Source organism: Pseudomonas sp. BNK-44-b, assembly GCF_047456245.1.
Taxonomy (GTDB): Bacteria; Pseudomonadota; Gammaproteobacteria; order Pseudomonadales; family Pseudomonadaceae; genus Aquipseudomonas; species Aquipseudomonas machongensis.
The window spans coordinates 2,519,657-2,545,220 of record NZ_CP179908.1 but is presented as its reverse complement, the minus strand read 5'-3'; the positions used below and the strand labels follow the sequence as shown (position 1 = coordinate 2,545,220).

The 25,564-nt window shown below is 63.6% G+C and carries 24 protein-coding genes; 1 reads left to right on the top strand and 23 read right to left on the bottom strand.

Annotation, left to right across the window (positions count from 1 at the left end):
• Positions 1-96 precede the first annotated feature (96 nt).
• The 9 genes from ACMGGG_RS11450 to ACMGGG_RS11410 all read right to left on the bottom strand — a co-directional run bounded on the left by ACMGGG_RS11450 (position 97) and on the right by ACMGGG_RS11410 (position 7,962).
• Entirely contained in the window at positions 97-933 is an 837-nt protein-coding gene (locus ACMGGG_RS11450; RefSeq protein ID WP_414155513.1) for an ABC transporter permease, read from the bottom strand.
• A gap of 1 nt (position 934) precedes the next feature.
• Complete coding sequence (locus ACMGGG_RS11445) at positions 935-1,720, bottom strand: ABC transporter ATP-binding protein (protein ID WP_204360736.1); 786 nt, start codon at positions 1,718-1,720, stop codon at positions 935-937.
• Positions 1,717-2,727 (bottom strand): ABC transporter substrate-binding protein, encoded by a 1,011-nt coding sequence (locus ACMGGG_RS11440; RefSeq protein ID WP_414155512.1) that lies wholly within the window; start codon positions 2,725-2,727, stop codon positions 1,717-1,719. Before ACMGGG_RS11440 ends, ACMGGG_RS11445 begins: the two co-directional genes overlap by 4 nt.
• Before the next feature lie 111 nt (positions 2,728-2,838).
• Positions 2,839-3,456: an START domain-containing protein gene (locus ACMGGG_RS11435; RefSeq protein WP_112898335.1), complete on the bottom strand. Its 618-nt coding sequence runs from the start codon at positions 3,454-3,456 to the stop codon at positions 2,839-2,841.
• Positions 3,457-3,577: 121 nt separating this feature from the next.
• Complete coding sequence (locus tag ACMGGG_RS11430; protein ID WP_054890674.1) at positions 3,578-4,414, bottom strand: bifunctional allantoicase/(S)-ureidoglycine aminohydrolase; 837 nt, start codon at positions 4,412-4,414, stop codon at positions 3,578-3,580.
• Positions 4,415-4,573: 159 nt separating this feature from the next.
• Positions 4,574-5,269 (bottom strand): hypothetical protein, encoded by a 696-nt coding sequence (locus ACMGGG_RS11425; protein ID WP_054890886.1) that lies wholly within the window; start codon positions 5,267-5,269, stop codon positions 4,574-4,576.
• Positions 5,270-5,427: 158 nt separating this feature from the next.
• Positions 5,428-6,519: a hypothetical protein gene (locus ACMGGG_RS11420; RefSeq protein WP_063544983.1), complete on the bottom strand. Its 1,092-nt coding sequence runs from the start codon at positions 6,517-6,519 to the stop codon at positions 5,428-5,430.
• 25 nt (positions 6,520-6,544) lie between these two features.
• Positions 6,545-7,183 (bottom strand): LysE family translocator, encoded by a 639-nt coding sequence (locus tag ACMGGG_RS11415; RefSeq protein WP_112898333.1) that lies wholly within the window; start codon positions 7,181-7,183, stop codon positions 6,545-6,547.
• A gap of 2 nt (positions 7,184-7,185) precedes the next feature.
• Positions 7,186-7,962, bottom strand: a complete 777-nt coding sequence (locus tag ACMGGG_RS11410; RefSeq protein ID WP_063544981.1) for a YqcI/YcgG family protein — start codon at positions 7,960-7,962, stop codon at positions 7,186-7,188.
• Positions 7,963-8,125: 163 nt separating this feature from the next.
• Here ACMGGG_RS11410 and ACMGGG_RS11405 point away from each other — a divergent pair, with 163 nt between their 5' ends.
• On the top strand, positions 8,126-9,046 hold the full coding sequence (locus tag ACMGGG_RS11405) for a LysR substrate-binding domain-containing protein (RefSeq protein WP_063544980.1): 921 nt from the start codon (positions 8,126-8,128) through the stop codon (positions 9,044-9,046).
• A 62-nt stretch (positions 9,047-9,108) separates the two neighbouring features.
• On the opposite strand, the gene ACMGGG_RS11400 is transcribed toward ACMGGG_RS11405, so the two are convergent.
• From ACMGGG_RS11400 to msuE, 14 genes are all read right to left on the bottom strand, one after another.
• Positions 9,109-9,573 carry a DUF1348 family protein gene (locus ACMGGG_RS11400; RefSeq protein ID WP_063544979.1) on the bottom strand — a complete coding sequence of 155 codons (465 nt, stop codon included), beginning with the start codon at positions 9,571-9,573 and terminating at the stop codon, positions 9,109-9,111.
• 273 nt (positions 9,574-9,846) lie between these two features.
• Positions 9,847-10,578, bottom strand: coding sequence for a zeta toxin family protein (locus ACMGGG_RS11395; RefSeq protein WP_125929967.1), 732 nt, complete (start codon positions 10,576-10,578; stop codon positions 9,847-9,849).
• Entirely contained in the window at positions 10,565-10,843 is a 279-nt protein-coding gene (locus tag ACMGGG_RS11390) for a hypothetical protein (protein ID WP_414155511.1), read from the bottom strand. Before ACMGGG_RS11390 ends, ACMGGG_RS11395 begins: the two co-directional genes overlap by 14 nt.
• Before the next feature lie 190 nt (positions 10,844-11,033).
• The gene (locus ACMGGG_RS11385) at positions 11,034-12,215 is read right to left on the bottom strand and encodes an MFS transporter (RefSeq protein ID WP_112898331.1); all 1,182 of its coding nucleotides are present in this window, start codon (positions 12,213-12,215) and stop codon (positions 11,034-11,036) included.
• Between the two features lie 79 nt (positions 12,216-12,294).
• Positions 12,295-13,098 carry a 2,5-didehydrogluconate reductase DkgB gene (gene dkgB, locus ACMGGG_RS11380; RefSeq protein WP_151924634.1) on the bottom strand — a complete coding sequence of 268 codons (804 nt, stop codon included), beginning with the start codon at positions 13,096-13,098 and terminating at the stop codon, positions 12,295-12,297.
• A 235-nt stretch (positions 13,099-13,333) separates the two neighbouring features.
• Positions 13,334-15,691, bottom strand: coding sequence for a TonB-dependent siderophore receptor (locus ACMGGG_RS11375; RefSeq protein ID WP_231100243.1), 2,358 nt, complete (start codon positions 15,689-15,691; stop codon positions 13,334-13,336).
• Positions 15,692-15,857: 166 nt separating this feature from the next.
• Positions 15,858-17,507 carry a cyclic peptide export ABC transporter gene (locus ACMGGG_RS11370; RefSeq protein WP_054890665.1) on the bottom strand — a complete coding sequence of 550 codons (1,650 nt, stop codon included), beginning with the start codon at positions 17,505-17,507 and terminating at the stop codon, positions 15,858-15,860.
• 16 nt (positions 17,508-17,523) lie between these two features.
• Positions 17,524-18,858 (bottom strand): lysine N(6)-hydroxylase/L-ornithine N(5)-oxygenase family protein, encoded by a 1,335-nt coding sequence (locus ACMGGG_RS11365; protein ID WP_054890664.1) that lies wholly within the window; start codon positions 18,856-18,858, stop codon positions 17,524-17,526.
• 115 nt (positions 18,859-18,973) lie between these two features.
• The gene (locus ACMGGG_RS11360; RefSeq protein WP_112898328.1) at positions 18,974-19,834 is read right to left on the bottom strand and encodes a formylglycine-generating enzyme family protein; all 861 of its coding nucleotides are present in this window, start codon (positions 19,832-19,834) and stop codon (positions 18,974-18,976) included.
• A gap of 14 nt (positions 19,835-19,848) precedes the next feature.
• Positions 19,849-21,126 (bottom strand): aminotransferase class V-fold PLP-dependent enzyme, encoded by a 1,278-nt coding sequence (locus tag ACMGGG_RS11355; RefSeq protein WP_112898327.1) that lies wholly within the window; start codon positions 21,124-21,126, stop codon positions 19,849-19,851.
• Positions 21,127-21,141: 15 nt separating this feature from the next.
• Positions 21,142-22,494: a pyoverdine-tailoring dipeptidase-like protein PvdM gene (gene pvdM / locus ACMGGG_RS11350; RefSeq protein WP_414155510.1), complete on the bottom strand. Its 1,353-nt coding sequence runs from the start codon at positions 22,492-22,494 to the stop codon at positions 21,142-21,144.
• A 164-nt stretch (positions 22,495-22,658) separates the two neighbouring features.
• Positions 22,659-23,774, bottom strand: a complete 1,116-nt coding sequence (locus ACMGGG_RS11345) for a sigma-54 interaction domain-containing protein (RefSeq protein ID WP_054890660.1) — start codon at positions 23,772-23,774, stop codon at positions 22,659-22,661.
• A gap of 10 nt (positions 23,775-23,784) precedes the next feature.
• The gene (locus ACMGGG_RS11340; protein WP_054890883.1) at positions 23,785-24,972 is read right to left on the bottom strand and encodes an acyl-CoA dehydrogenase family protein; all 1,188 of its coding nucleotides are present in this window, start codon (positions 24,970-24,972) and stop codon (positions 23,785-23,787) included.
• A 9-nt stretch (positions 24,973-24,981) separates the two neighbouring features.
• A complete protein-coding gene (gene msuE, locus ACMGGG_RS11335) occupies positions 24,982-25,542 on the bottom strand; it encodes an FMN reductase (protein WP_054890659.1) in 561 nt (186 codons plus the stop codon).
• Positions 25,543-25,564 lie beyond the last annotated feature (22 nt).

Sequence of the window (25,564 nt, the reverse complement as noted above, 5' to 3'; positions counted from 1 at the left end):
GTGATCGTGGGTACTCAAGGGCAATGACATGGCTAAGTCTCCGAAGGACGTAGGCATGTTGAGGGCGCCAGCCGGACTATGTTCCATTGGAATTTTCTACCAACGTCGAGGTTCATCATCCGACTGCTGGCGCCAGGCTGACAGACGCCGCTCCAGCCTGGCGAGCAGGGCATCGAAGAGCAGGGCGCAGCAGGTCAGAACGATGATGCCCGCCAGCACGGTGTTGACGTCGAAGGTGGCCTCGGCTTGCAGGATGAGGTAGCCGATTCCGCGTGTCGATCCCAGGTATTCACCGACCACGACCCCGACGAATGCCAGGCCGATGACAGTGTTCAGGCTGGAAAACACCCAACCCAGGGCGGCAGGCAGATAGACGATACGAATGAGTTGCCAGCGGTTGGCGCCAAGCAATCTTACGTTGGCCAACAGCGCAGGACTTACCTCGCGCACGCCCTGGTAGACGTTGAAGAAGACCGCAAAGAATACCAATGTGATGCCCAGCGCGACTTTCGAGGCGATGCCCAGCCCCAGCCACATCACCAACAAGGGCGCCAGCACCACCCTGGGGACCGCATTGGCAGCCTTGATGAACGGCGACAATACCCGCGCCAGCGTGGGCGTGAGCCCTAACCAGAGACCGAATGCCAGGCCTGAGGTGAGCCCTAGCAAAAAGGCCAGGAGCGTTTCGGTCAGTGTGACCAGCAAGTGAGGGTAGAGCGTGCCGGGGAAGTTCAGCGTAGTCAGCAGATGATCCTGCCAATACAGCTCCAGCGAACCGTTGCCCGTGCTCAGCCAGCGCCAGAGTTGCTGCAAGACTGCGTGTGGGTGACCGACAAAGAACGCCAGCTCTTCGTCGGCAGCCAGCCATGACCAGAAGGAGAACAGTGCGAGCAGGAGGGCGGCGCGTAGTAGCCAGAGGGTGGTCCACGACATGTCAGTCTCGGGTGATTGTAGTGGCGGGAGGCAGGTGCCCCAGCGTGTGCCATAGACGCTGGTACAGAGCTGCGGACTCGGGATTCTTGCGTAGTGACATCGTGTCGCGTGGGCGTGGCAGGGGTATTCGAATGTCTTCGATGCACCGGGATGCAGGGCCGGCGTTGAAAACCAGTACGCGGTCGGCGAGGGTGATGGCTTCGTCGAGGTCGTGGGTGACGAACAAGACCGACTTGCGTTGTTCGCCCCACAATTCGAGCAGCAATTGCTGCATGGCTTGACGTGTTTGGGCATCCAGTGCAGCGAAGGGCTCATCCATGAGCAGCAGCGAAGTGTCGTGGATCAGCGCCTGGGCAAGGGCGACACGTTTGCGCATGCCGCCAGACAATTGGTGAGGGTAGCGATCGGGAACGTCGGTCAGCCCGACTCGCCTCAACCAACACACGGCTTGTTGGTTGGCATGTTGCTTGTTCACACCACGCAGTTGCAGGGGAAGGCTGACATTGTCGAGCGCTGTGCGCCACGGCAACAGCGCATCGTGTTGAAACATGTAGGATGCGTGGCGGTTCAACCCGACCAAGGGCTTGCCATGGCAGCGGATCTGCCCGCTGTAGGCCGGTTTGAGGCCTGCGGCGAGGTCGAGCAGGGTCGACTTGCCGCAGCCGGTAGGGCCCAATACGCAGACGAATTCACCTTCACGTACAGTCAGGTCGACCCGTGCCAATGCCAGCAAGCGATCGTGACGCGCTTCCACGTCGAGCATTTCCAGAGCGAGTGTGGAGGTCATGGTTGCGTGGCTTGGTCAACGAACTGATTGGTCCATGTCGCCTGGAGGTTGATCTGGCGTTGGGCCATGACCGGGTCGAAACTCTGCAGCGCCTGCAAAGCGTTGCGCGCCCCCTCTGCAGGGAAGCGACCGTCCACGCTGAGGGATGGTTGGATGTTGCGAAACGCCTGGCGATAAAGCTCTGCGTCACCCATCAGGTAGGGTGTCGGCACTAGGTCGGCGACTTCCGCATCCGTGGCGTCGTGCAGCCAGGTCAGGGCCTTGAGCATGGCATTGGTCAGGGCTTGAACGGTCTGTGGGTTGTTCTGGATGTAGGTGCTTTTGGCATAGAGGGTGTTAGCCGGCATGGGGCCGCCGAACAGCGCCGCGGTGCCGGCGGGAGTGCGCGCATCTGCGATCAGGCGTATCGCCTGTTGTTGCTCCAGCAGGCTGATCAAGGGTTCGGCGTTGACCAGCGCATCGATCTTGCCGCTCAGCATCGCCTGTACTGCTGTCGCACCGGTGCCGACGGTGGCAAAGGCAACGTCCTCGGTGCTTAGCCCTCCCTTTGCCAGCACGCGGTTGGCGAGCATCTGGGTCGAGGAGCCGGGCGCGCTGATGCCGATGGTCTTGCCTCGCAAGTCTGCGATCGACCTGTAGTTCGCCAGGGTTCTGGAGGAGACGCCCATGGCGAGCTGCGGGCTCTCGCTTGCCAGCACGAAGGCCTGAAGTACCTGGCCGCGAGCCTGCAGGCGCAAGGTGTGCTCGTAGGCGCCACTGACCACCTGCACGGCATCGGCCACCAGCGCTTGTGCCGCCTTGCCGCCACCAGTGAAGTCGATGACCTTCACATCGAGACCTTCATCGCGGAAATAGCCCTGTTCCAGTGCGACGGTCAGCGGCAGGTTGTAGATGACGGCCTGGCCACCGACGCCCAGGTGGACAGGGGTCAGATCAGGGGGTTGCTCTTTGGCCGTGGCAGGGGCTGCAACCAGCAGCATGAAGCAACTGAGAACAAACGCGCGCATGGCACCTCCTTGTTGGCAAGGTCCACAGGGTAGGGCATCAAGGGTAGGTGAGGGGCGCAGACGCTCCGAAGTGCGTGTAGGAACGCTCCTAAACCGCTTTGGCCAGGAGCGTCAGGGTTGGCGCTCGGCCACCGCTCTGAGTGTTTTCAGCGTGACCATTGGCGCATCGACCACAAAACGATTGGCCAGCCAGCCCGGTACATCACCGGCAGGATCGGCCTGCAGCCGATAGGTGACCTCGGTATCACGTTCGGCCAGCGGGTGCATGATCCACTCACCTTGCAATTGGCGCACGCGAATGAAGCCGGGGGCCTCCGGCACCTTGTCCGGGTCAGCGCCGAGCCTGCGGATCAGTGAGCCGTCGTCGAGCCGCTCGGTACGTACGCGCAGGACCATGTCCCGGGGTTGCGCCGGCCAGGGCAGCTCGGTGGTGAGGTAGACCCAGGTGCTGTCGCCATCCACTTCCAGCAGGCGCATCTGTGCGCAGGCGTACAACCACTTGCAGGCGACACGCAGGTTTTCCTGAAGATCGCTCAGGGTGCGGACACTGGCCTTGATCCGGACAACGCCGCGAAATTGCTGGTAGGGCGATCCCTGGACGTCGCCAAGATAAATGTCGATGCCGCTTTCCTGGTGCGTGAGGCGCCAGTTGTCGGCAGACAACGCAAGCGTCGGCAGGACAAGTGCGCAGAGCATGGCGAGGCGAATTCGGGACAGGAGCTGCGGCATGTTCAGGCTCCACGCAGAGGGTCACCCTAGTATGCGCGGGAACAGGCAGAACGATCATGAAGATGATGTTGCGCCGATCAGGGCCGTGGCCGACCCCGATCGGTTGATGCAGGTGGGCGCCTCAGCGCTGCGGATTGAGCGTCAGGTGCACGTGACGGTTCACGTCCTTGTACAGCAGGTAGCTGAACGGCCCTGGACCACCCGAGTAGCAGGCTTGTGGGCAGAACGCACGCAGCCACATGAAGTCACCGGCTTCCACTTCCACCCAGTCCTGGTTGAGGCGATATACCGCCTTGCCTTCGAGCACGTACAAGCCGTGTTCCATGACGTGGGTTTCAGCAAACGGAATCACGCCGCCTGGCTGGAAGGTCACGATGTTGACGTGCATGTCGTGACGCATGTCGGCCATGTCGACGAAGCGAGTGGTGACCCAGCGCCCTTCGGTGCCCGGCATCTCGATGACCGTGGCGTTATCGCGGTGCGTGACGAACGATTCGGGAACCGCCAGGCCTTCGACTTTCTGGTAGTGCTTGCGCAGCCAGTGGAAAGTGACGTTGGCCTTGCTGTTGTTGCGCAGGCTCCACTCGGCCCCTGGTGCGAGGAAGGCGTAGCCACCGGGCACCAAGGTGTGGTGCTTGCCTTCGACGGTGATGTCGATCTCGCCTTCGACGACGAACACCACGGCTTCGGCATTCGGGTCCAGCTCAGGGCGTTCGCTGCCGCCTTCAGGGGCGACTTCGACGATGTACTGCGAGAAGGTTTCGGCAAAACCAGTCAGTGGGCGGGCGATGACCCACATGCGCATCTTGTCCCAGAACGGCAAGTGGCTGGTGACGATGTCACGCATCACGCCCTTGGGAATGACGGCATAGGCCTCGGTGAACATGGCACGGTCAGTCAGCAGCTCGGTTTGAGCCGGGTGCCCACCGTGGGGGGCGAAGTAGGAGTGATTCGACATGGACAGTCTCGACTTGTTGTTCTCTCCCCGTGCCGTGAACCGCACCGTCCGGTGCGGCGCAGGGGATGCACGGACAGCATAGGGGCGAGGCCCTGGCATCCACAAATTAAATGTTGGAATACCCGGTATTTGCCGGCTGAATGCTCAGCGGTCGTACGGTCAGCGATTGCTGGTCAGCCGCTGCTGGGCCGCCGCGCAACCGTTGATCTCCACCGCCTTCTGCAGAAAAGCCTGACGCCGTTGCGGGTCGAGCTCGCCGAGCAGGCGGTAGACCTCCGCCTGGTAGTCGCGCTGACGCCCCCATTGAAGTTCCAGGCCTTGCGGGCGACTGCGGTTGCAAGCCAGTCGAGTGGCGGGTTGCGGATAGTAGGCGGCGTAAAGGGTCGCCATGCTCGGAATGGCTTCCAGCGCCTCGCGGTAGGCGGGAGTATGGTTGTAGGACGGGCACCAGTTAGCAATTGCCGTCGCTGGCGGGGCGAAGCCCTGGCGCAGGCTGGCTTCGAGCAATGGGCAGGCAGCGTCGGCAATTTTCCCGGCAGGCAGGTAGGTCATGTAATACAGCGCCAGGCGGTACTGCGCTACGGGATGGCCCAAGGCAACCGACTTTTCCAGCAGCGCTACCGCCGTTGGCAATGTGCGGGCCATGGCCTGGCCCTGGCGGCTGAGCTCAGGATCATTGGTCTCGGCTGTGCGCAGTGGGCTGGGGCTGTCATCCTCGGTGTCGGCCTGCTCGAGCAATGGCAATGCCTGCCGGTAGAGAAGATCGGCATGGGGGTCGATGCGAACGTCGAGGGCCTGGGCGGCAAACGGCGTCAGCGCTGCGAACAAGCCCGAAAGGAAGACGGCTGGACTCACGAGTGGGCCTCGCAGGCTGGCGCCCAAGTGGGACGAACCAGAAGCGTTTGGGCAGCAGGGGTGTTCATGACGAATTCGCGTTTGCCTCGGGCTACCGGGAGCGGTGAAGGGCTATTCTAGCCATCCCGAGGTGCTGTCGAAAGAGGCTTTGACGACTGTCAGACGAGCTTGAACGGCGTGACCTTGCGGTTGGCGTACTTTTCCTGGGCCAACCCCAGCTTTGCGGTGATTACCTTGGCCAGGGCATTGTTGCCCAGGTCGTTGAAATGCAGCCGATCGATGAACAGATGTTCGTTGAACACCGGTGAGCTGCTGAGCATACCGTTCATGTCATAGCAGGGTACGCTCTGCGCCTGACTCTTGATGCGTCGGAAGAAGGTTGAGTGCAGTTCGCTGTCGTAGACACCCTCCAGCAGCCGGTCGAAGTTGCCCGGCTGACGGTCCAGCGCCGAGAGCATGGCCTGCTCGCCGACGGGCAACTGCTCGCGGCACCAGGGCAGCAGTGGCTGCAGGATGAACGTCAGGGAGGTGTGGCTGTCGGCCAGTAATCGCTCCCATTGGCACAGGGTACGGCCGATGCAATCGGCGGCGCGAAGCAGGCGCTTTTCCGGCGCTGACAGCGGCCAGGCCCAGGGCGCTGGCGCCGAACGACGGGGCGCCAGGCTTTGCCCCAGACGCTGCCAGAACGAGGCCCGTCCGGGTTTGGCCAGTTGCACGCCCTCGTTGAAGCTGTTGAGAAAACGCTGGTATGGCCGGGCCCCTTCAGGTTCCTGGTCACCTGAAAGAATTTCGCCAAGCCCTTCCTGGGCCAAGGTGTTGAGGCCGCTGAGTACCACGACATGGCCGATCTGGCCAAGGCGATGCTGGTGGCTGAGGAACATCAGCAGCTCCTGGGTGGCGTTCAGGCCACAGCCGGCCAGGTTCAACCAGATCTCGCCAGTGAGCATCGACAGGTAGGAGGCCACGGTGTGTTCATCGGAGCTGGCGCCGATACCCAGCGCAGTAGAGCCGCCCACCAGCAGGTTGATGCGCGCCGCGCCGCCGCGCTCGGCCAGTGAAAAGCGCTTGCCGGCGCAGTGGCTGTAGCGCAGGCCCAAGGCATCGGTATTGATGGTGTCGGAGCGATAGCCGCGCTCGTGCACGTAAAGGGTATGCGGTGCGCGGCGTCCGCCGAGCAGCAGGAAGCGCTGGTAGTCTTCTCGCAGGGGAATGGCGCTGCCCACGTCCGGGGTGATGTCGATCGGTGTCATGGGCGCTCCTGGGAATCGGGCGGGCTCAGGCGGCCAGCTCCTTGAGGTTGTAGAGCAGGCCGCCCGCGGCGATCAGCAGCAGGGCGACGCCAGAGGCCAGGCTGATCAGGCGGTTGCTGCGCTGCGAAGCGATCTTGCCGATGGCGAAGATGTAGAGGCTCAGCACCGCGAAGTCGATGGCGATCCACAGTAGCGACAGCACCACCATGCTCTTCTCGAAAGATTCGGTGACCTGGATGAACTGCGGGAAGAAGGCGATGAAGAAGATGATGTCCTTGGGGTTGGAAATGCCCACCATGAAACCTTGCAGCAGGCCGCCTCGGCCGGCGCTGCGCGGCGTTTCGACGGTTTCGGCGGTGTGCTTCGGCGGTTGCTGCTGCAGTGCCTCGCGCAACGTGCCCACGGCGATGTAGCCGATGAACAGGCAGCCCAGCAGGCTCATGCCGCTGAGCCAGGCTTTGTCGATCGCGGCGCTGGTCATGATGATCCAGGCGGCAGCACCAATCAGCACCAGTGACGCCCAGTTGGTGCCGACGGCGGTGAACAGGGCCTTGCGCGAACCGGAGGCGGCAGCGGTGTTGACGATCAGCGCCACTACCGGGCCTGGCGTGGCGATCAGCAGCAGGACGGTAAGGGCGTAGGTAGCAGTCAGTGCGGTATTCACATTCAGTTCTCGATCTGGTTTTCAGGCGTTGCAGCGGCATGGAAGGGGCAGCGCGACGGGTTGAGCGAGCCGGCCTCCTGGAGTTGGTACTGCTTCCATTCGAAGTTGTCGTCCTGGCCGAAGAACCCCAGGCTGTCGGGGATGACCCCGTCGTTGTACTGCGCAACCCGCTCACGTATCCGTGCGCGGATGCGCTGGCCACTTTCGGTGCCTGCACTGGCCACTTCGTCGAAGCTCTCCCGTGGGTTGATGACGAAGGCGATGCTGTTGCCCAGGTTGCGGCTTTTCATCTGGCGATGGGCGGGAAAGCTCATGTTGATGAACAGTGGCATGCCGGCGAAGCAGAACGACCACTGTGTGTCATGCGGGTCGCGTGGCACATCCTGTGGCCAAGGCTGAGGGTCGCGGGCGTGGACCTGCTGGAGGATCTTCCAGGCCAGGGCCTGCTGTTCGGCCAGCGTTGCGTCGGTGGTCGTTTCCAGAAACACCAGCAGCGGGTTGCCGATGCGCTGCTTGAGCGGGATCGGCGCGATGGTACTGACGTAGTCGGCGAGACCGCGGGCGATATCATTGGCCGGATCATCGGCGCGGGCGAAAATGATGTGGCAGGTGGCGGCAGCGACCGCCTTGCGTCCGAAGAGACAGGGAAAGCCGGGGTTGCCGAGGATTTCCTTGAAGTGCTCTATGGTCTTGTAGGTCCAATGCTGCCTGTTCCGAACATGTTCATCGGCCAGCTCTAGCGCATCCAGGCGATAGCAGTTTCCATAACCCGTAAACATGGTTTCCCCAGGAAGTTTCTATAAGGTGGTTTTTCTGCCTTATCGCGGCGTGTTGGTTAGCTGCAATTGTTATTTAACGGCATTTTCGAAGAACCTCCCAAGGTTGTAAAACGCCTGGAACTATGACCTACTATTAGTTTCACTCATGCTTTGGACGGCGACGATGTCAGAACGGATTCCAGCCCTGCACGCCTTGCGTGCCTTCGAAGTGGCTTCTCGTTACGGCTCCTTCACCCGCGCAGCGGAAGAACTGGCCCTGACCCAAGGGGCGGTAAGCCACCACATCAAGACCCTCGAAGCCATGTTCGGTTGCGATTTGTTCGAGCGCCGTGGCCCCAAGCTGCGCTTGACCGAGCACGGTCGGTTGCTGGCCCAGGAGCTCAAGGTCGGCTTCAAGATCATCGAGAATGCTTGCGCATTGTTGCGCCAGGACCGTTACGGCCTGCGCCTGAAAGCCGCCTCCACGCTCACCGTGCGCTGGCTGCTCAAGGCACTGGACGGTTTCAAGAAGATCGACGACAGCTGCAGCGTGCAACTGTCGAGCGTGTGGATGGACATCGACACGGTAGATTTCTATTCCGAGCCCTACGATTGCGCCATCCTGCTGGGCAGCGGCAATTTCCCTGCCGATGTGGAGAGCTTGAAGCTGTTCGATGAATGGCTGATTCCGGTCTGCCACCCCGACTACCTCAAGGATCCTGAGCCAGACCTGTCGGTGCTGCGCGACTGTGAATTCCTGCATCCCTCGTCTGACCGCCGTGATTGGCGGCGCTGGCTGGCGCGGGTCGATGCCCTGGACATCAGCATCGATCAAGGGCAGGTGTTCGACACCCTTGACCAAGGGATCTCCGCGGCCCAGCAGGGGCTGGGCATTTCGGTGGTCGATCTGGCACTGGCCAGTGCCGACCTGGCCGCAGGCCGCCTGATCACACCCTTCAAGCAGGCCGTGGCGACTGGCGATGGCTATTACATGACGTGGCTCAAGGCCAGCCCCAAGGCTCGGCAGATGAGCAAGCTGCGCGATTACCTGCTTGGCCAGGTGCCACCGCTGGCGCTCAAGGACATCAACTACCTGTACGGTTGAATACCGTAAAAGCACTTCGCCCAGGCCTGTCACGACAGGCCTGGGCGAATGCGTCTGCAAGATCAGAAACCGAAGCTGCTCAGCCCCGGATGGTCATCCGGACGACGCCCCAGCGGCCAACGGAACTGGCGTTCTTCTTCCGTGATCGGCATTTCATTGATGCTGGCGTGACGGTTCTGCATCAAACCATCGGCGGCGAACTCCCAGTTCTCGTTGCCATAAGCGCGGTACCACTGGCCGCTGTCATCGCGGTACTCATAGGCATAGCGCACGGCGATGCGGTTTTCGGTGAAGGCCCAGAGCTCCTTGATCAGGCGGTATTCGTGCTCACGATTCCACTTGCGGGTCAGGAAGGCCTGTGCCTCGTCGCGGTTGGTGGCGAAGTCGACCCGGTTACGCCAACGAGTGTCTAGGGTGTAGGCGAGGGCAACCTTGGCCGCATCGCGGCTGTTCCAGCCATCCTCGGCCAGGCGGACTTTCTCGATAGCGGTTTCGCGGGTGAACGGGGGCAATGGTGGGCGGGACATCGCGGGACTCCTCATGTGCAGGTCCGGAAGAAGTGGCCTGATGGGTGAAGCGTAGGCTCAAGCGTGTTCGCTGGGAATCAGTGCAGGCGGCAGTTCATAATTGCGGCAACTGGAATAATCATGGACCAGGCTAGGGTCTGTCTGAAATGTGTCTGCGCGAAGGCCAGACAAGGCGAAACGGAGCTCGGAAGCGCAGTGTACTGGAGTACATGAGCATTCCGAGCTCCGTTTCAACGCAGTATGAGCGAGTGCAGATACATTTCAGACAGAGCCTCAGGGTTCGACTTCGTCCACATAGGCCTCAAAGAACCAGTCCGGGATCTCCTCGGTGCGATACTCCAGCTGCGTGCCATCGGTGATCTCTGCGAGCCATAGCGCGCTCTGCTGCGAGTTGTCGAATACATAGGCCCGGTTGCTGGCGGCGATGGCCTCCGGCAACAGGTCGAGCGAACGTCCATAGCGACTGCGCACCAGGTCCGGCCTGACCGGATGCCCGCCCTGGCGGACACGGATGGCCACCCGATCGATGTTGATTTCCGGATTCTCCGTCGAGACGAAGTAGAGGTAGGTGCGGTAGCCACTGGCTTGTGCCTGGCGCATGAACTCGATCTTGCTGCCATGGGACATGACGGTTTCGAAGGTGAAGCTGGCCCGGGCTTCGAGCAGGCGCTGGCGGATGAAGTCGGCGATGACCGAGGCGAAGTAGGCATCCATGCGTACCGCACGGTAGTCGATCCGCTGCTCCTCGAGCCCCAGTCGCCCGACCTGCCCGGCAAGTCGCTTGCTGATGATCAAGGGATGCTCTAGGTGGAACGCCAGCACGTCAGGCAGCGTGGCCTGGATGCCGAAGAGGGAGAGGTCGATGAAGCCGCTGGCCTTGGCCTGGGTTTCCAGCTCGTCGGCATTGACGAAGAGGCGGGTCAGTGCGGCGGGCAGGCTGGCCTTGATGGTGCTCTTGCCGGAGCCGTTCGGACCGGCAAAGACCCGCAGCCTAGGCACGCTCACTGGCGCTGCTGTCGTCGACCTTGCGAACGGTGACAACCTCGCCGAGCTTGACCCTGCGCCGTGGGCCGGCCTTGGCCAGGACGGTCCGGGCGCCATCCGCGTTGACCCTGACCAGTTCGCCGTCGTCAGTGGTCAGCACCCCCTGCTGGCTCATCTGCAGGGCGCGCTGATAGGCGCTGAGTGTCGCCTCACGGGCATGCTCGGGTACTGTCTGCTCAAGGGCGTCGAGCTCAGGTTCGGAGACTTTCCTGGCTTTTGCGGTCATCGTGATGTACCTCCGGTCAGCCACGAAGGGGCTGTGTGCATGAGGAGCATCATAGCGCTGGCCGCGCAGGAAAACATCAGCAGGTGGCATGGCGAAGGTCCTGAAGAGGGGCCATTCGATACTGGCAGAAGACGCGGTTCAGCGTTTCCCCATTACCTGTAGTCCCTCTCCGAAGAGCCCTGTACGGTGCTTACAGCGCTTCGCTGATGGTGCTGTTCGCCACCTTGTTGCGTCCACCCAGCCATACCAGCAGCAGCGCGGCCGCCGACAGCAAACCGCCGGCCATCGGCACCGCGGCGTAGCCCAGGTCCAGGCTGATCACCGCGCCGCCCAGTGCGGCACCGACCGCATTGCCCAGGTTGAATGCACCCACGTTGATCGACGAGGCCAGGCCTGGGGCCTCGGCCGCCGCGATCATCACCCGCATCTGCAGCGGCGGTACCACGGCGAAGGTGAATACCCCCCAGACCAGCAGGGCCAGCGCAGCACCGACATGGCTACCCAGCACCAACGGCATCAGCAGCATGATCACCGCCAGGGTACCGAGGAAGATCCGTGCCGCGCCGTCCAGCGACCAGTCGGCCAGACGACCTCCAAGGCTGTTGCCGAGGGTGAAACCGACACCGATCAGTACCAGGCCCAGTGTGACGAACGCATTGGAGGCACCGGTCAATTCCGCAAGCACCGGGGCCACATAGGTGTACAGCGTGAACATGGCGCCTGCGCCGAGCACCGTGGTGGCCATCGCCAGCAGCACGCTGGGGCGGCCGATCACCGCCAGTTCCTTGCGCACATGCGGCACGCTGCCACGCTCGCCTTTGGGCAGGGCGTACCACAAGGCACTGATGGCGATCAGACCGAGCACGGCGGTGCCGGCGAAGGCCATGCGCCAGCCGATCTGCTGGCCGATCCAGGTGGCGGCCGGTACGCCGCCGATATTGGCGATGGTCAAGCCCATGAACATGGTGGCAATGGCACTGGCCTGCTTGTCCTTGGGTACCACGCTGGCCGCGACTACCGCGCCCAGGCCGAAGAATGCGCCGTGGTTGAGGCTGGTGATCAGGCGCGAGGCCAGCAGGGTGTAGTAGTCCGGCGACAGCGCCGACAGCAGGTTGCCGACGGTGAAGATGCTCATCAGCATCATCAGTGCAGCACGCTTGCCGAAGCGGCTGAACAGCAGGGTCATGATCGGTGCGCCGACCATCACGCCGATGGCGTAGGCGGTGACCAGCATGCCGGCAGTGGGGATGCTGGCGTTGACACCTTCGGCAATGACCGGCAGCAGGCCCATGGGGGCGAATTCGGTGGTGCCGATGCCGAAGGCGCCGATGGCCAGGGCAAACAGAACCCGTTTAGGGGAAAGCGCGCTCATCGGAAACTCCGGGTTATGGCGACTTCAGGAATGTCGGGTGTGGCGTCGACCGCAGTCGACGCCCAAATGCGGCGAGGGATCAGTCCCAGGCCGGCGCCAGGCCGTCCGGGCTGACTTCGCGGCCATTGCGCTCCAGGTCTGCGATCTGCGCCATGTCCTCTTCGTCCAGGTGCAGGTCACGGGCAAGCAGGTTGCTGGCCAGATTCTCGCGCTTGGTAGAGGAGGGGATGACGGCATAGCCCAGTTGCAGCGCCCACGCCAGGGCGACCTGGGCCACCGTGGCCTTGTGCTTGGCAGCGATCTTGGCCAGTACCGGGTCCTTGAGCACCTTGCCGTAGGCCAGGGTCATGTAGGACGTGACGGTGATGCCCTGCTCCTTGAGGAAGGCCGCGAGCTTGCGGTTCTGCAGGTAGGGGCTGAGCTCGATCTGGTTGGTGGCGATCTCGCCCTTGCCAACCACATCGATGGCCTGGCGGGTCAGCTCGATGTTGAAGTTGGAGATGCCGATCTGGCGGGTCAGGCCGAGTTTCTTGGCTTCGGCCAGGGCGCCCATGAACTCGCGCAGCTCGACACCGTTGCCTGGGGCGGGCCAGTGGATCAGGGTCAGGTCGACATGATCGGTGCGCAGCTTGGCCAGGCTCTCGCGCAGGCTGGGGATCAGCTTGTCGGCAGCATAGCTGTCGGTCCAGATCTTGGTGGTGATGAACAGCTCGTCACGAGGCACACCGCTTTCGGCGATGGCCTGGCCCACGTCGGCCTCGTTCTTGTAGATCTGCGCGGTGTCGATGACCCGGTAGCCGAGCTCCAGCGCGGACTTGACCGAGTCGATGACGGCTTGGCCGGTGAGGCGGAAGGTGCCGAGGCCGAAGGATGGAATGCTCATGGATCTGCTCCTGCTATGGGGGAATTCGGGATCGATCGGGAGGCGTTGGCGCCTAGACACATCGACCATTCGAGTGGGGAGCAGTTTGAAGGTTGCAGCGGGGTTGATTAAGAGGGGCGGGGGGCAAGGTCTTTTGACCTGGAGTCATGAATGGCGGTTGATTGCTTCGTGTGGTGGGCGTTTCGATCGCGCCAGAATGGATCGGGCCTGACTGGCAGGCCCGAGGGTGCAGAGGTTACAGCGTCCACCTCATGGTGACGGTGAAGTTGCGTGGATCGCCGAAGATGTTGGCCCCGGCCGGGTTGCTGATGTTCTGGTAGTAACGCTTGTCGAACACGTTGTTCAGGTTGCCTTGCACGGTGAAGTGCTTGTTGATCCGGTAGGCGGTCATCAGGTCGGTCACGCTGTAGCCGCCCTGTTGCACACCGAAGCTGGTATAGGCCCGGCTCTGGGTACGGAAGCCGCCACCGATGCTCCACTGGTTCAGGTCACCCGGCAATTGGTACACGGTGTTGACCTTGAATAGGTTGTAAGGGGTGTCGCTGTCGAAGCGGTCGCCCTTCTGTTGAGTACCGGTTTCCTTGGCGTACTTGGCGGCGGCATAGGTGTAGCCGACCGACGCCTGCCAGCCCTCGGCGAGCATGCCTTGCACTTCCAGCTCGACGCCCTTGGTTTCGACTTCGCCCGCCGCCTCGTAGCAGCCGTCGGAGAGGTCCGGGCAGGACGACTGGGGCAGGGCCTTGGCGAGGTTTTCCTGGTTCAACTGGAAGTAGGCCAGGCTCACGTTCAGGGCGCCGCCGAAGTATTCGCCCTTGATCCCGGTCTCGTAGTTGGTGCCGGTGACCGGGTCGAGGATGGAACCGGTGGCCGAGCGGGATTCCTGCGGCTTGAAGATACGCGTCCAGCTGGCGTACACCGAGTAGGTGTCGTTCAGGTCGTAGACCACGCCGGCATAGGGCGTGAACTCGCGGGTGGCCTTGGAGCTGCCGCCAAAGGCGAAGTCGCCGGACTGGGTCTGCTGTTCGTATTCATACCAGTCCAGACGCGAGCCGAGGGTCAGCTTGAGGTCGTCCTGGATGTTGAAGCGAACGGTGGCGTAGGTGCTGGACTGCTCGACCTTGCCCTTGCGCGACCAGTTGAAGTCGATCTCGGGCTTGGGCACCGAGCCGAAATCGAACGACAGCGGATCGACCGGGTAATCGAAGGTGCCCAGCGGGCCGCCGCCAGGGCCGTCGTCGGTGCGGTCGTGGCGGTAGCTGCCACCGAGCACCAGTTCATGGGTGCGACCGAACAGGCTGAACGGGCCACTGACATAGCCATCGACGCTCTTCTGGGTGTGCTCGTAGGTGTAGCGGCCTACGTTGAGCTGCAGGGTGTCGGCCGCCTGGTCGAGGCGATAGAAACTGGTACCGAGCATGTCCATCTCACCGCGCAGCCAGGTGGTGTTCAGGCGCAGCTTCCAGTCATTGTCGAAGCGGTGCTCGATCTCGGCGAAGACGCTCTTGTTCTTCTTGTCCCAGTAGGTCCAGGACGGGCTCATGCGGTGCGAGCGAGAGATCGGCAGGAAGTTGCCGTTGGCGTAGGTCGGCAGCCCGGACCAATCGGCGCCAGGGTTGTCCTCGCGGTTGTAGTAGCCGCCCAGGGTGAGGGTGGTGTCCTCGGTCAGGTCGAATTCGGTGATGCCGTACATCAACTGGCGTTTGTTGCTGTAGTCGTCGACGAAGCTGTCCTTGTCCTGCAGCGCGACGACGGCGCGACCCCGTACGCTGCCGCTGTCGTTGAGCTTGCTGCTGGCGTCGAGTTCGGTACGAAAGTTGTTCCACGAGCCTGCGCTGGTGGTGATCGACATCTGCGGCTCGATGGTTGGTCGCTTGCGGATCAGGTTCAACGTCCCCGAGGGGTTGCCGGCACCGACCATCAGGCCGGAGGCGCCGCGCACCACTTCCACGCGATCGAACATCGACAGCATCGAGGTGCCGAGGGTGTCGGTATCGTAGGCCACCGGCAGGCCGTCGATCATGATGTTGTCGACCGAGGTGCCGCGCGAATAGAAGGTCGGACGTTCACCGCCGGTCTTGCGCAGGGTGAGGCCAGGGGTGTACAGCGAGACGTCTTCGAGGGTCTGCATGTTCTGGTCGTTCATGCGCTGGCGGGTCAGCACCGTGACCGACTGCGGCGTGTGGCGCAGCGACGTCGGCAACTTGGTCGCCGTGCTCATGGAGCCTGTGGTGTATGAGCCTGTGCCTTCGGTGGTCTCGCCCAGCACGCCAGCGTTGACGTTGGTCGCCCCCAGTTCCACCGCGCCGCCTTCCCTACGGCCGCTGATGGTCACTGTGGTGCCGTTGACGCTGTAGCCCAGGCCCGTGCCGCCGAGCAATTGGCGCAACGCGGCATCGGGCTCCAGCGAACCCTTGACCGCGGTGCTGCGCAGGCCGCTGATCTGGTCGGGAGAGTACAGCAGTTGCCACTGGCTCTGCTGCCCGAAGGCAATCAACGCGCTACCAAGCGCCTGCTGGGGAATGTTGAAGGCCACTTGCTGGGCCTGGGCAACCATCGGCGCTGCCAGCATCATGCCGACAGCGGTGGCGGGCAAGCCGGACGCCATGAGGCGCCGGACAAGCATGGCCTTTGACAACGGGCGAAGGTTAGGGAAGACGTGCATTGGCAGACTCTATGATGGTGTTGTAGATAATGATTTGCATTACATCTAGTGAGACGCACACACACAGCAGAACCGGAAAAATCCGGTTCTGTTTTTTTCAGGCGGGTGTCAGCTCCTCGACGACTTTGCCGGCTTCCAGCCTCACGAGCTGGTCGGCCATGTCGAAGTAGCGGTCATCGTGGGAGATCACGATGATGGTCTTGCCCAGGCGCTTGAGGTCCGGGAGCAGCTCGGTATAGAAGATGCGACGGAAGGTCGGATCCTGGTCGGCGGCCCATTCATCGAAGACCAGCACCGGGCGTTGTTCGATCCAGGCATTGACCAGCGCCAGGCGCTTGCGTTGCCCGGTGGACAGGTCGGTGGTGCTGAACTGGCCATCGCTGACCTTGACCTTGTGGGCGATTTCCAGGCGCTCCAGGTACTGGTTGGCATCCTCGGGAATCGCCTGGTCGCCCTGAACCAGGTCGTCGAACAGGTAGTAGTCGGCGAAGACCGTGGTGAAAAGCTGGCGGTAATCGTCGCGCGATTCGGCATCCACGGCCTTGCCATTGACCTTGATCTGGCCCTGCTGAGGGGCATAGAGCCCCAGCAGCAGCTTGATCAGAGTGGTCTTGCCGCAGCCGTTCTCGCCGACGATGAACACGATGTCGCCTTGGGCGATCTTCAGGTTGACCGGCCCGAGGGTGAAGGGGCGGGCATCGCCGACCGGCGGGAAGGCAAAGCCGACATCGCTCAGTTCCAGGCTGTGCACCTGTGGTGCGGCTTGACCGGAGTCGGCCAGCAACAGGTGAGGCTCCGGGGTGGCGAAACGCTCCGACAGCTCGGCAATGCGCTGGAAGGCAATGCGCGCCCGGCCAATGATCGGCAGGGTGCTGATCAGGTGCTCCAGCGGCCCTTTCATGTACAGCAGCACCAGCACGAAACCGCTCATGACGCTGGCATCGGCACTGGGCCAGAGCGATTGCAGTACCAGGGCCAGGCCGATGACCACGAAGAACAGCATCGAGCCCAGGCTCTTGGCGACCACGAAGGTGTTGATCGAGCGTGTCTGCAGATCGCGGATCCGTTCGGCCGTGTCGCTGATGCCATGCTGGAACATGCGCTGGCGGCGCGGACGGTGGATCCGCAGCTCCTTGGCACCGGCGGCGATTGCACTGTAGTGCTTCTGCAACTGGTCTTCGGCATCGCGCGCTGCCATGAACCCACGAATACCGCGGGACTGCGCCACCGACTGGATGGCGATGCCAATGGCCAGCGCAGCCAGCATCATCAGGAACATCGGCCAGGACAGCATCGCCAGGTAGCCCAGGCAGCCCAGGGTGACGGTCAGCGAAATCGCCAGTGGCGCGAAGGCGAAAGCGAAGTCGCTGATGGTGTCCACATCATGGGTCAGGACCGGGATCAGGCGGTGGCTGCGAAAGCGCTCGATCTGTTCGATCGGTGCCGCCAGCACCTTCTCGCCCAGCTCCTTGCGCAGCTTGGCGATGATGTGCTGGCCCACCTGGTTGGTGCCGATGTCGGAGAGGATGCTGCTGACCAACGCCAGGGCGCACAGCCCGACGAAGCCCAGCACCAGCCCCTGGCTCAGCCCGCCTTCGGTGTGCAGCCCGGTGTTGATGGTGGCCAACAGGGCGGTGACGCTCAGGCCACCGACCATGCCCAGGGCAATCGACAGGGCGACCACCGGCCAGAAGGGCCGCAGCAGCGTCAGCAGCTCACGCACGGCCCCACGGGGTTGTTTGCTCATCGGAAGGTTCCTGTCTTCAGGCGCTGGTCATGCGCAGCGCGGCCGGGGCGTTGCTGGCGTGCTTGCCCAGGTGCTGGTAAAGCGACTGACCGATTTCTGCGGCACGTGCCGGCAGCACCGACAGCAGGGTGTCGCTGAGCCCGTGCGAGGCTTCGCAGAAGCCTTGCAGGTAGACGCTGGCGCCGAACTCGGGGCTCGCCAGGGCGCGGTAGTCGCGGTCGACCTCGAAGTCTTTCAGGTGCTGCTGCAGCGGAGCCAGCAGGTCGCGGTGGGAGCGACGCTCGTAGCCGGTGGCGAGGATCACCGCGTCGTAGCGGTGGGTCTGGCGAACGTCGGTGGCCAGGTCGCGCAGGGTCAGCTCGATACCTTCGGCGGTGTCGACCACCGTTTCGATGGTGCGCCGGCACAGCACGGCATGGCGATACTGGTGGGCGACCTTCTGGCGGTACAGGATGCCGTAGATGCGTTCGAGCAGGTCGACGTCGACCACCGAGTAGTTGGTGTTGTGGTACTCGCCGATCAGTTTCTCGCGTTCGGCGTGCGGCTGGTTGAACACCAGGTCGGTGTACTCGGGGGCGAAGATTTCATTGACGAACGGGCTGTCGTCGGCAGGCTTGAGTGCCGAGGCGCGCAGGATCATGTCGACCTTGACCGACGGGTAGCTGTCGTTGAGGTCGATGAATGCCTCGGCAGCGCTCTGGCCCGACCCGATCACGGCGATGCGCATGGGCTTGCCGCTGTTGCACGGCAGCTGCTGCAGGGCGCTCAGGTACTGGGAGTGGTGGAACACGCGCGGGTCGTTCTTGAACGGGCGGAAGGCATCGGGAACCTTGGGCGTGCCGCCGCTGCCGACCACCACCGAGCGGGCCCGGCGCTGGTGCTCCTGGCCGTGCTGGTCACGCGAGACCAGGCGCAGGTGATCGACCCGGCCATCACGCAGTTCCGGTTCGATGCGCAGCACTTCCTCGCCATACACCGCCTGGGTGGCGAAATGTTCGGCGGCCCAGCGCAGGTAGTCGTTGTACTCCAGGCGGCAAGGGTAGAAGGTGCCCAGGTTGATGAAGTCGGCCAGGCGCTGCTTCTGGTGCAGGTAATTGACGAAGCTGTAGGGGCTGGTGGGGTTGCGCAGCGAGACCAGGTCCTTGAGGAAGGAGATCTGCAGCTCGCTCTGGGTAGCCAGGGTATTGCCGTGCCAGCGGTAGTCGCTCTGCTTGTCGATGAACAGCGCGTCGAGGGCGTGGCCGTTGGTTTCGGCGAGCTCTTCCAGGGCAATGGCCAGTGCCAGGTTGGAAGGGCCGAAGCCGACGCCGATAAGGTCGTGGATTTTGTCGGGCGAAGAGGTCTGGCTCATGGTTGCGGTTCCTTGGATGGTCGAGTGGGGGCGCCGCGTGGGGCGCCCCGAGTCCTGCGCAAGTACACCGATAGGAACGAGCCGAGGGTGGGAGAATTTACCGCCGCGTAGCGCCTCAGAGCTCGCGGACTACCCGAAAACCGAGCCAGTCGCCACGGTCGTCGCGAACCGTGGTGTTGCGGTTGCCCGAACGCGAGAAGATCGGCGCTTCACCCCAGTCGTTGCCACGGATGGAGATCTGCGTGCAGCCCGCCTCGGTGCGCGCGCTGCCATCGGCGGGGGCGCCGACATAGCTGTCGTGGTAGCAGTCGGCGACCCATTCGTAGACATTGCCGTGCATGTCGTAGACGCCGAAGGCGTTGGCCGGGAAGCTGCCGACCGGCGAGCTGAAGCTGTAGCCATCCTTGGGGCCGTAGACGTTGGCGTTCTTGCTGATCTCGAGGTTGGCGTCCGGCTCGAACGGGAACATGCCGGTGCTGCCGCCGCGTGCGGCGTATTCGCGCTGGGCTTCGCTGACCATGGCGTAGTGCTTGCCGGTCTTCTTCGACAGCCAGGCCACATAGTGCTCGATGTCGCCGTAGCTCATGCACACCGCCGGCTGGCGAGGGCCTTGCGGGTAGCTGGGCTTGCTATTGGTGCAGCGCCGTCCGGGGCGGTCGTCGCCGTCGGCGATGACGACGCCGGTGGCCTTCTGGTAGTCGGCCCATTCACCGGCGGTGATCTGGAAGCGGCTGATGGCGAATGGCTTGGCGAAGGTCACAGGGTGCTGCGGACCCTCGTCGTCCTGGCGGCCCATCTCGTCGGGCGGAGTGCCCATGGTGAAGGTGCCGGCAGGCAGTACGACCATTTCCGGGCAGGTCCTGGCGCAGTCGCGGAACACTGTGCCGGGCTTGTCCGACGGCTGCGCGGCCAGGGCCGGCAGGCTGCAGGCGGCCAGCACGGCGGCCAGGGTGAGGCGGTGCAGAGGTGTGCTCATGGGAGATGCCTTGTTCAAAGTTGCTGGGTAATCAGGTGCATGACCCGGTCGATCTGCTGTTCGTCGTTGAGCAATCCTGGCGCCAGGCGGATGACGGGGCCAACGTCGCGCTCCACGGCATCGCACATCACCTTGCCCGCGATCAGCTTGGCGGCGAAGGCATCCGGGTCCTTGCCGGGCACGCGGAAGAAGGTGAAGCCTGCCGAGAACTGCGCGCTGCGCGGCGTCACCAGTTCGATGCGGCGGTCTTCGAGCAGGCGCTCCTTGAGCAGGGCATTGAGCTGGTGGATGCGCGCCTGCACATCGGCCTTGCCCAGTTGCAGGTGCAGTTTGAACGCCTCGCCCAGTGACCAGCGGTGTTCGAAGGCGTGGTAGCCGCCGGGGGTCATGATGGTGGCGAAGTCTTCATCGCGGGAGAAGGTCGCCACGCTGGGCGTGAGGTGATCCATGCCGGTCGAGGCGGCGCAGATGATGCCGGTGCCGCGCGGGCCGAACATCCACTTGTGGGTGCCGGCGATGAAGTAGTCGCAGTTGAAGTCGGCGAAGCGCTGGTTCTCCACGCCGAAGCCGTGCACGCCGTCGACCACATAGAGGATGCGCTCGGCTTCACTGCGGTCGCGGTTGTGGCGGCGCACCAGTTCGCCGATCTCGCCGACCGGCAGCTTGACGCCGCTGCTCGAGTGCACCCAGGTCATGCCCAGCACGCGGGTCTCGGGGCGGATATTGCGCTCCACGGTGGTCAGCACCTGGTCGGTGGACACGTCCCATGGGTTGTCGAACAGGCGGATCTTGCGCACCTGCGTACCCTCGCGCTGGGTGCGGAAGGCCAGGGTCTTGTGGGTGGAGTAATGCTCGTGCTCGGTGGTCAGGATCTCCTGCTTCGCGCCGACCTGCAGGCCGCCATAGATCATGGCCAGGCCTTCGGTGGTGCTGCCGGTCAGTGCGATCTGCCGCGGACCGACCTCCAGATAGCGTGCGGCCCAGTCACGCACTTCGTCCTCGCGCTGCCATTCGTACTGGCTTTCCCAGTCCATCAGGGCGGCGGGGTTGCGGTCGAGGTCGGCGCGGTGGCGGTCGATCGCTTCCTGCACCGGCCGCGGGTGGGCGGTGACCAGGAAGTTGGCGAAGTGGGCGATGTCCGGATCCAGCGGGAACAGCGTGCGCAGGTTGCGCCATTTGTCCGTGCCGGTGAGCGTTGCTGGCGACGAGGTTGCAGCCAGCGCGCCAGGCAGCAGCGGCAGGCTCGCGGCGACCAGGCCGGCCTGCTTGAGAAAGGTACGACGGTTGCTCATGCGGGCAGGCCTTGATCAGTGTTGGGTGGACGCGACAGGTTGACCGGCTTTTTGCACCTGGTCCCAGACCCGCAGGAAGTTGCCGGCCCAGAGCTTGGCGATATCGGTTTCGCTGTAGCCACGGCTGAGCAGCTCGGCGGTGACGTTGCGGATCTCGCTGACGTCCTTCCAGCCATCGAGGCCGCCGCCGTCGTTGAAGTCCGAGCTGAGGCCGACGTGGTCGATACCCACCTTCTTCACCGTGTAGTCGATGGCGTCCGCGTACTGCTTGAGGGTCGCCTTGGGTTCTTCTTCAAGAATCCCGTACAGGCTGCTGGCGTACTCGCCGAAACGCGATTCAGGCCAGATGGCGATCACCGCATCGCCCGGCATCAGGGCATTGGCCAGGCCCTGCAGGGGCTGCAGGTCGAAGCGCGCACGCAGCGCCTCGAGTTTTTCCAACACCGGCTTGCCCAGGGGCTTGAGGTATTGGCCAAAGCCCACCACCTGGATCACGCCGCCGCTGTCCTTGATCAGCTGCATTTCCTTGTCGGAGAGGTTGCGCGGAATGTCCACCAGCGCCCGCAGCGCCGAATGCGAGGCCACGATCGGCGCGCGGCTCAGGCGCACGACGTCTTCCAGGGCCAGGGTCGACATCTGCGAGACATCGATGATCACGCCCAGGTCGTTGAGGCGCTTGACCGCCTGCTCACCCAAGGGCGACAGGCCGCCCAGGGCGTCGGCGGTGTCGTTGAAGAACGGCAGCGGGCGCGAGGAATCGGCCCAGTCGTTGTTGCCGGTGTAGCTGAAGCCGAACATGCGCATGCCGCGTGCTGCCCACAGGTCGAGCTGCGACAGGTCATGGCCCAGCGGGTAAGCGTTGAGCATGCTGATGAAGATAGCGAACTTGCCTTCGCCGTTCAGGCGCCGGAAGTCGTCGGGGGTATAGGCGATACCGACCTGGTTGGGGAAGTCGCGGACCATGCCGCTGATGATCTTGTAGCGCACTTCCTGCTGCTGGCGCGCCTCGTCGACGAAGCCTGGGGTAGGGCGGTGCGGGGCGTTGGGGCCGTTCCAGATTTCCGGCCAACCGAAGATGGTCAGGGCCGCACCGGAAAGACGACCGCGGTTGGCCTTGACCAGGTCGAACTGCCCCGGGCCGTCCTTGTCGATCTCGTTGCCGGTGCTGCCCAGGTCCAGCGGCACCGTGATGTGACTATCGAACGAGAGCATGTGCTCATGCAGGGCGTTGGCCTGTTCGACGATCTTGTGCGGGTAGCCGGCATCCTGGCGTTGCCAGTAGAAATAGCCGGCGGCACTGCCCAGGGCGGCCACCAGGGCCAGAGGCAGGCCTATATACAGGGCTGTGCGGGAACGGGTCTTGGTCATTGCCATCTCGTTGCAGGGCTGATCGCAACCGCCTGGCGGGCAAAGGAGCCGCCGGGCAGGGTTCGGGTATCAGGTGGACGAATGGCATGGGGCGAGATTTACGTGCAGCAGCGGCTTTGCCCGCGAAAAGCGCGCCTGGGTGGGTGACACAGGCCATGACGCGCTCAGATCGACAGGCGCACCATCCGGTTGTCCAACGGCTGCTCCGGTGCGCGGCGCTTGTTCACCACCAGCTCGCCGATGGCGATCAGTCGCGTGCGCGTGACGTTGCGCGACAGCCCCAGCAATTGCGCAGTATGCACCTGGTTGTAATGGCAGAAGTGATAGGCCGAGCGCAGCAACGCATTCTCCACCTTCTCGTACAGGTCTCCCGGCTGCTCCTCGTACAGCCGGCTGAACGCCTGTTGCAGCAGTTCATCGATGCCGCCGTCCTTGCTGGCAGAGGCCGGCGAAGGCAGATCGTCCTGACGTTCCAGGCGCAGGTTCGACAGGCGCAAGTCGCGGGCATGGATCAAGCCGTCGCCGCAGGTCAGCAGACTGTGATGAATCACGTTCTCCAGCTCGCGGATGTTGCCCGGCCAGCTGTAGGCCACCAGCTTGGCCTGGGCGTCGGCTGCCAGTTCCACCGGGCCGTAGCCCAGGCGCTCGCTGTAGCTGCGGATGAAGTGGCGCGCCAGCGGCAGGATATCGCCCGGCCGCTCGCGCAGCGGGTGCAGCGAGAGGGTGACGACGTTCAGGCGGTAGTACAGGTCTTCGCGAAAGTGCCCGGCGTTGATGGCCTTTTCAAGTTGCACGTTGGTGGCGGCCAGCACGCGCACATTGATCGGGATGCTCTTGCGTGACCCCAGGCGTACCACTTCGCGTTCCTGCAGCACACGCAGCAGCTTGACCTGGATGGGCAGCGGCAGGTCGCCGATTTCATCGAGGAACAACGTGCCGCCGTTCGCCTCCTCGAACCAGCCGGCCTTGGACGCAAGGGCGCCGGTGAAGGCGCCTTTCTCATGGCCGAACAGTTCGGCCTCGACCAGCGACTCGGAAAACGCGCCGCAGTTGACCGCAACGAACGGGCCGTCGCGGCGGGCACTGAGGTTGTGGATGTGGCGTGCGACCAACTCCTTGCCCGTGCCGGTCTCGCCAATGATCAGGACGCTGGCCTCGCTGGGAGCGACCTGTTGCAGGTGGGCGAGCAGCGCCTGCGACCTGGGGTCTTCGAAGACCTGTGCGGTCGCCCTGATCGAGGTAGCCAATGACGGTGAAGGGGGGAGGGTCAGCAATTGCATGGACGTGCCTTTAGGAATAGAAGGACGGGGCAGGGCGTTTGTCGTTCAGCGCCCACTCGCCCAGTTCATGGATGCGATAGTCCACCGGGTCGTGCAGGGTCTGGGTCCTGAGGTTGCGCCAGTGCCGGTCGAAGCGCAGTGAGGCATGGGTGGCGCGGGCGCCGGTGACTTCGAACAGACGGTTGCAGATGTCCAGCCCATGGCGCGTTGCGGCAACCTTGGCGGTGCCGATGGCCAGGGCCAGGTCGCCACGCGCCTCGGCGCTCAGGTTGTGCTCAAGGGCCCAGGCCGCATCGAGCTGGTCGCAGGCGCGGCGGATCAGCAGGCGCACGCTTTCCAGGCCAACCCAGAACTCACCATAGTGGCGCAGCACATAGGGGTCTTCGCGGCTCTCACTGGCGCTGGAGCGGAACCAGGGGCGACTTTCCTTCAGCGTGTACTGGCGCGCTTCGTCGAAGGCGCCTTCGGCGATACCCAGGAACAGGTTGGCGAAGTGCAGTTGCGCGATCAGCGGACGCAAGGCGGCGAACGGCGTGCTCAGCGGGCCGGGATCGAGCAGCAGTTCGTTGTGCTCGACCCGCACCCGTTCGAAGGTGGCGCTGCCGCTGTCGGTCTGGCGTTGACCGATGTTGTCCCAGTCACCGTGCAGGCTGATGCCGGTACGACCACTGGGGATTGCGGCGATCAGCAATTTGCCGCCGGCGCGTTCGTCCACCGCCGAGGCGATGAGCATTTCCGAGTCGCTGGCGCCGGAGCAGAAGCTCTTCTTGCCGGAAAACTCGCACCACCCCTCGAAGTGCTTGACCTGGGTGCGCGTGTCCAGCGGGTTGAGGGCATTGCCCCAGAACCAATGCTTGCGCGCAGTCTGTTCGAACCAGGGTTGCCATTGGTCAGGGCGTGAGAACAGGCGCACGGTGGCCAGCATCAGGTGGTGGAAACCGAACACGTGAGCAATGGAGCTGTCGACCCGGGCGAACTCACGCACCACATCGAAGGTTTCACGCCAGGTCGCCCCTTGGCCACCGAAGGCCGTGGGGATGGCCAGTGACAGCAGGCCGCTGTCGCGCAGGGCATCACGCTCGGCCTTGGGGGTGCCGCCGCGTTCGTCGCGTTCGACAGCGGTGAGGGCGAATTGGGCGGCCAGGTCGTGGGCAATGGCCAGTGCCGGGCGCGTGGAGGGTGTCACGGGTGCATTCATGGTGGTCACTCAGGCACTCTTGCGCAGCTGATGGTGAGGGGCGAACAGCGGTACGGCACGTTCGGCGGCCAGACCGATGCGCGCAGCCAGGGCATCACTGGAAACGCGATAGTCCTGCAGCTCGGCCTGGCTGGCATAGACGCCGATGGGCAGGGTCAGTGCCTGCAGGAAACTGAACAACGGGCGCAACTGATGATCCAGCACCAGCGCATGGCGCTCGCTGCCGCCGGTGGCTGCCAGCAATACCGGGGTGTCCACCAGGGCGTCCTGGCCGATCAGGTCGAACAGGTGCTTGAAGTGCCCCGGGAAGCTGCCCCGGTAGACCGGAGTGGTCACCACCAGCAGGTCGGCCTGTTCGATGTGCTGCAGTTGCTGCTCGACGGTGTCGGGCAGTTCGCTACGCCACAGTGCAGCACCCAGTGGGCGGGCAATATCGCCCAGCTCGATGAGGTGCGGCCGGATGTGCAGGTGCTGGCCAAGCTCGGCGAGGATGGCTTCGGTCAATGCCAGGGTGCGCGAAGGGCGGGAAGTACCACCGGAGAGGGCAACGACGTTCAAGGGGGTGCTCATGGCGAGTCTCCTGTTCGGGTGA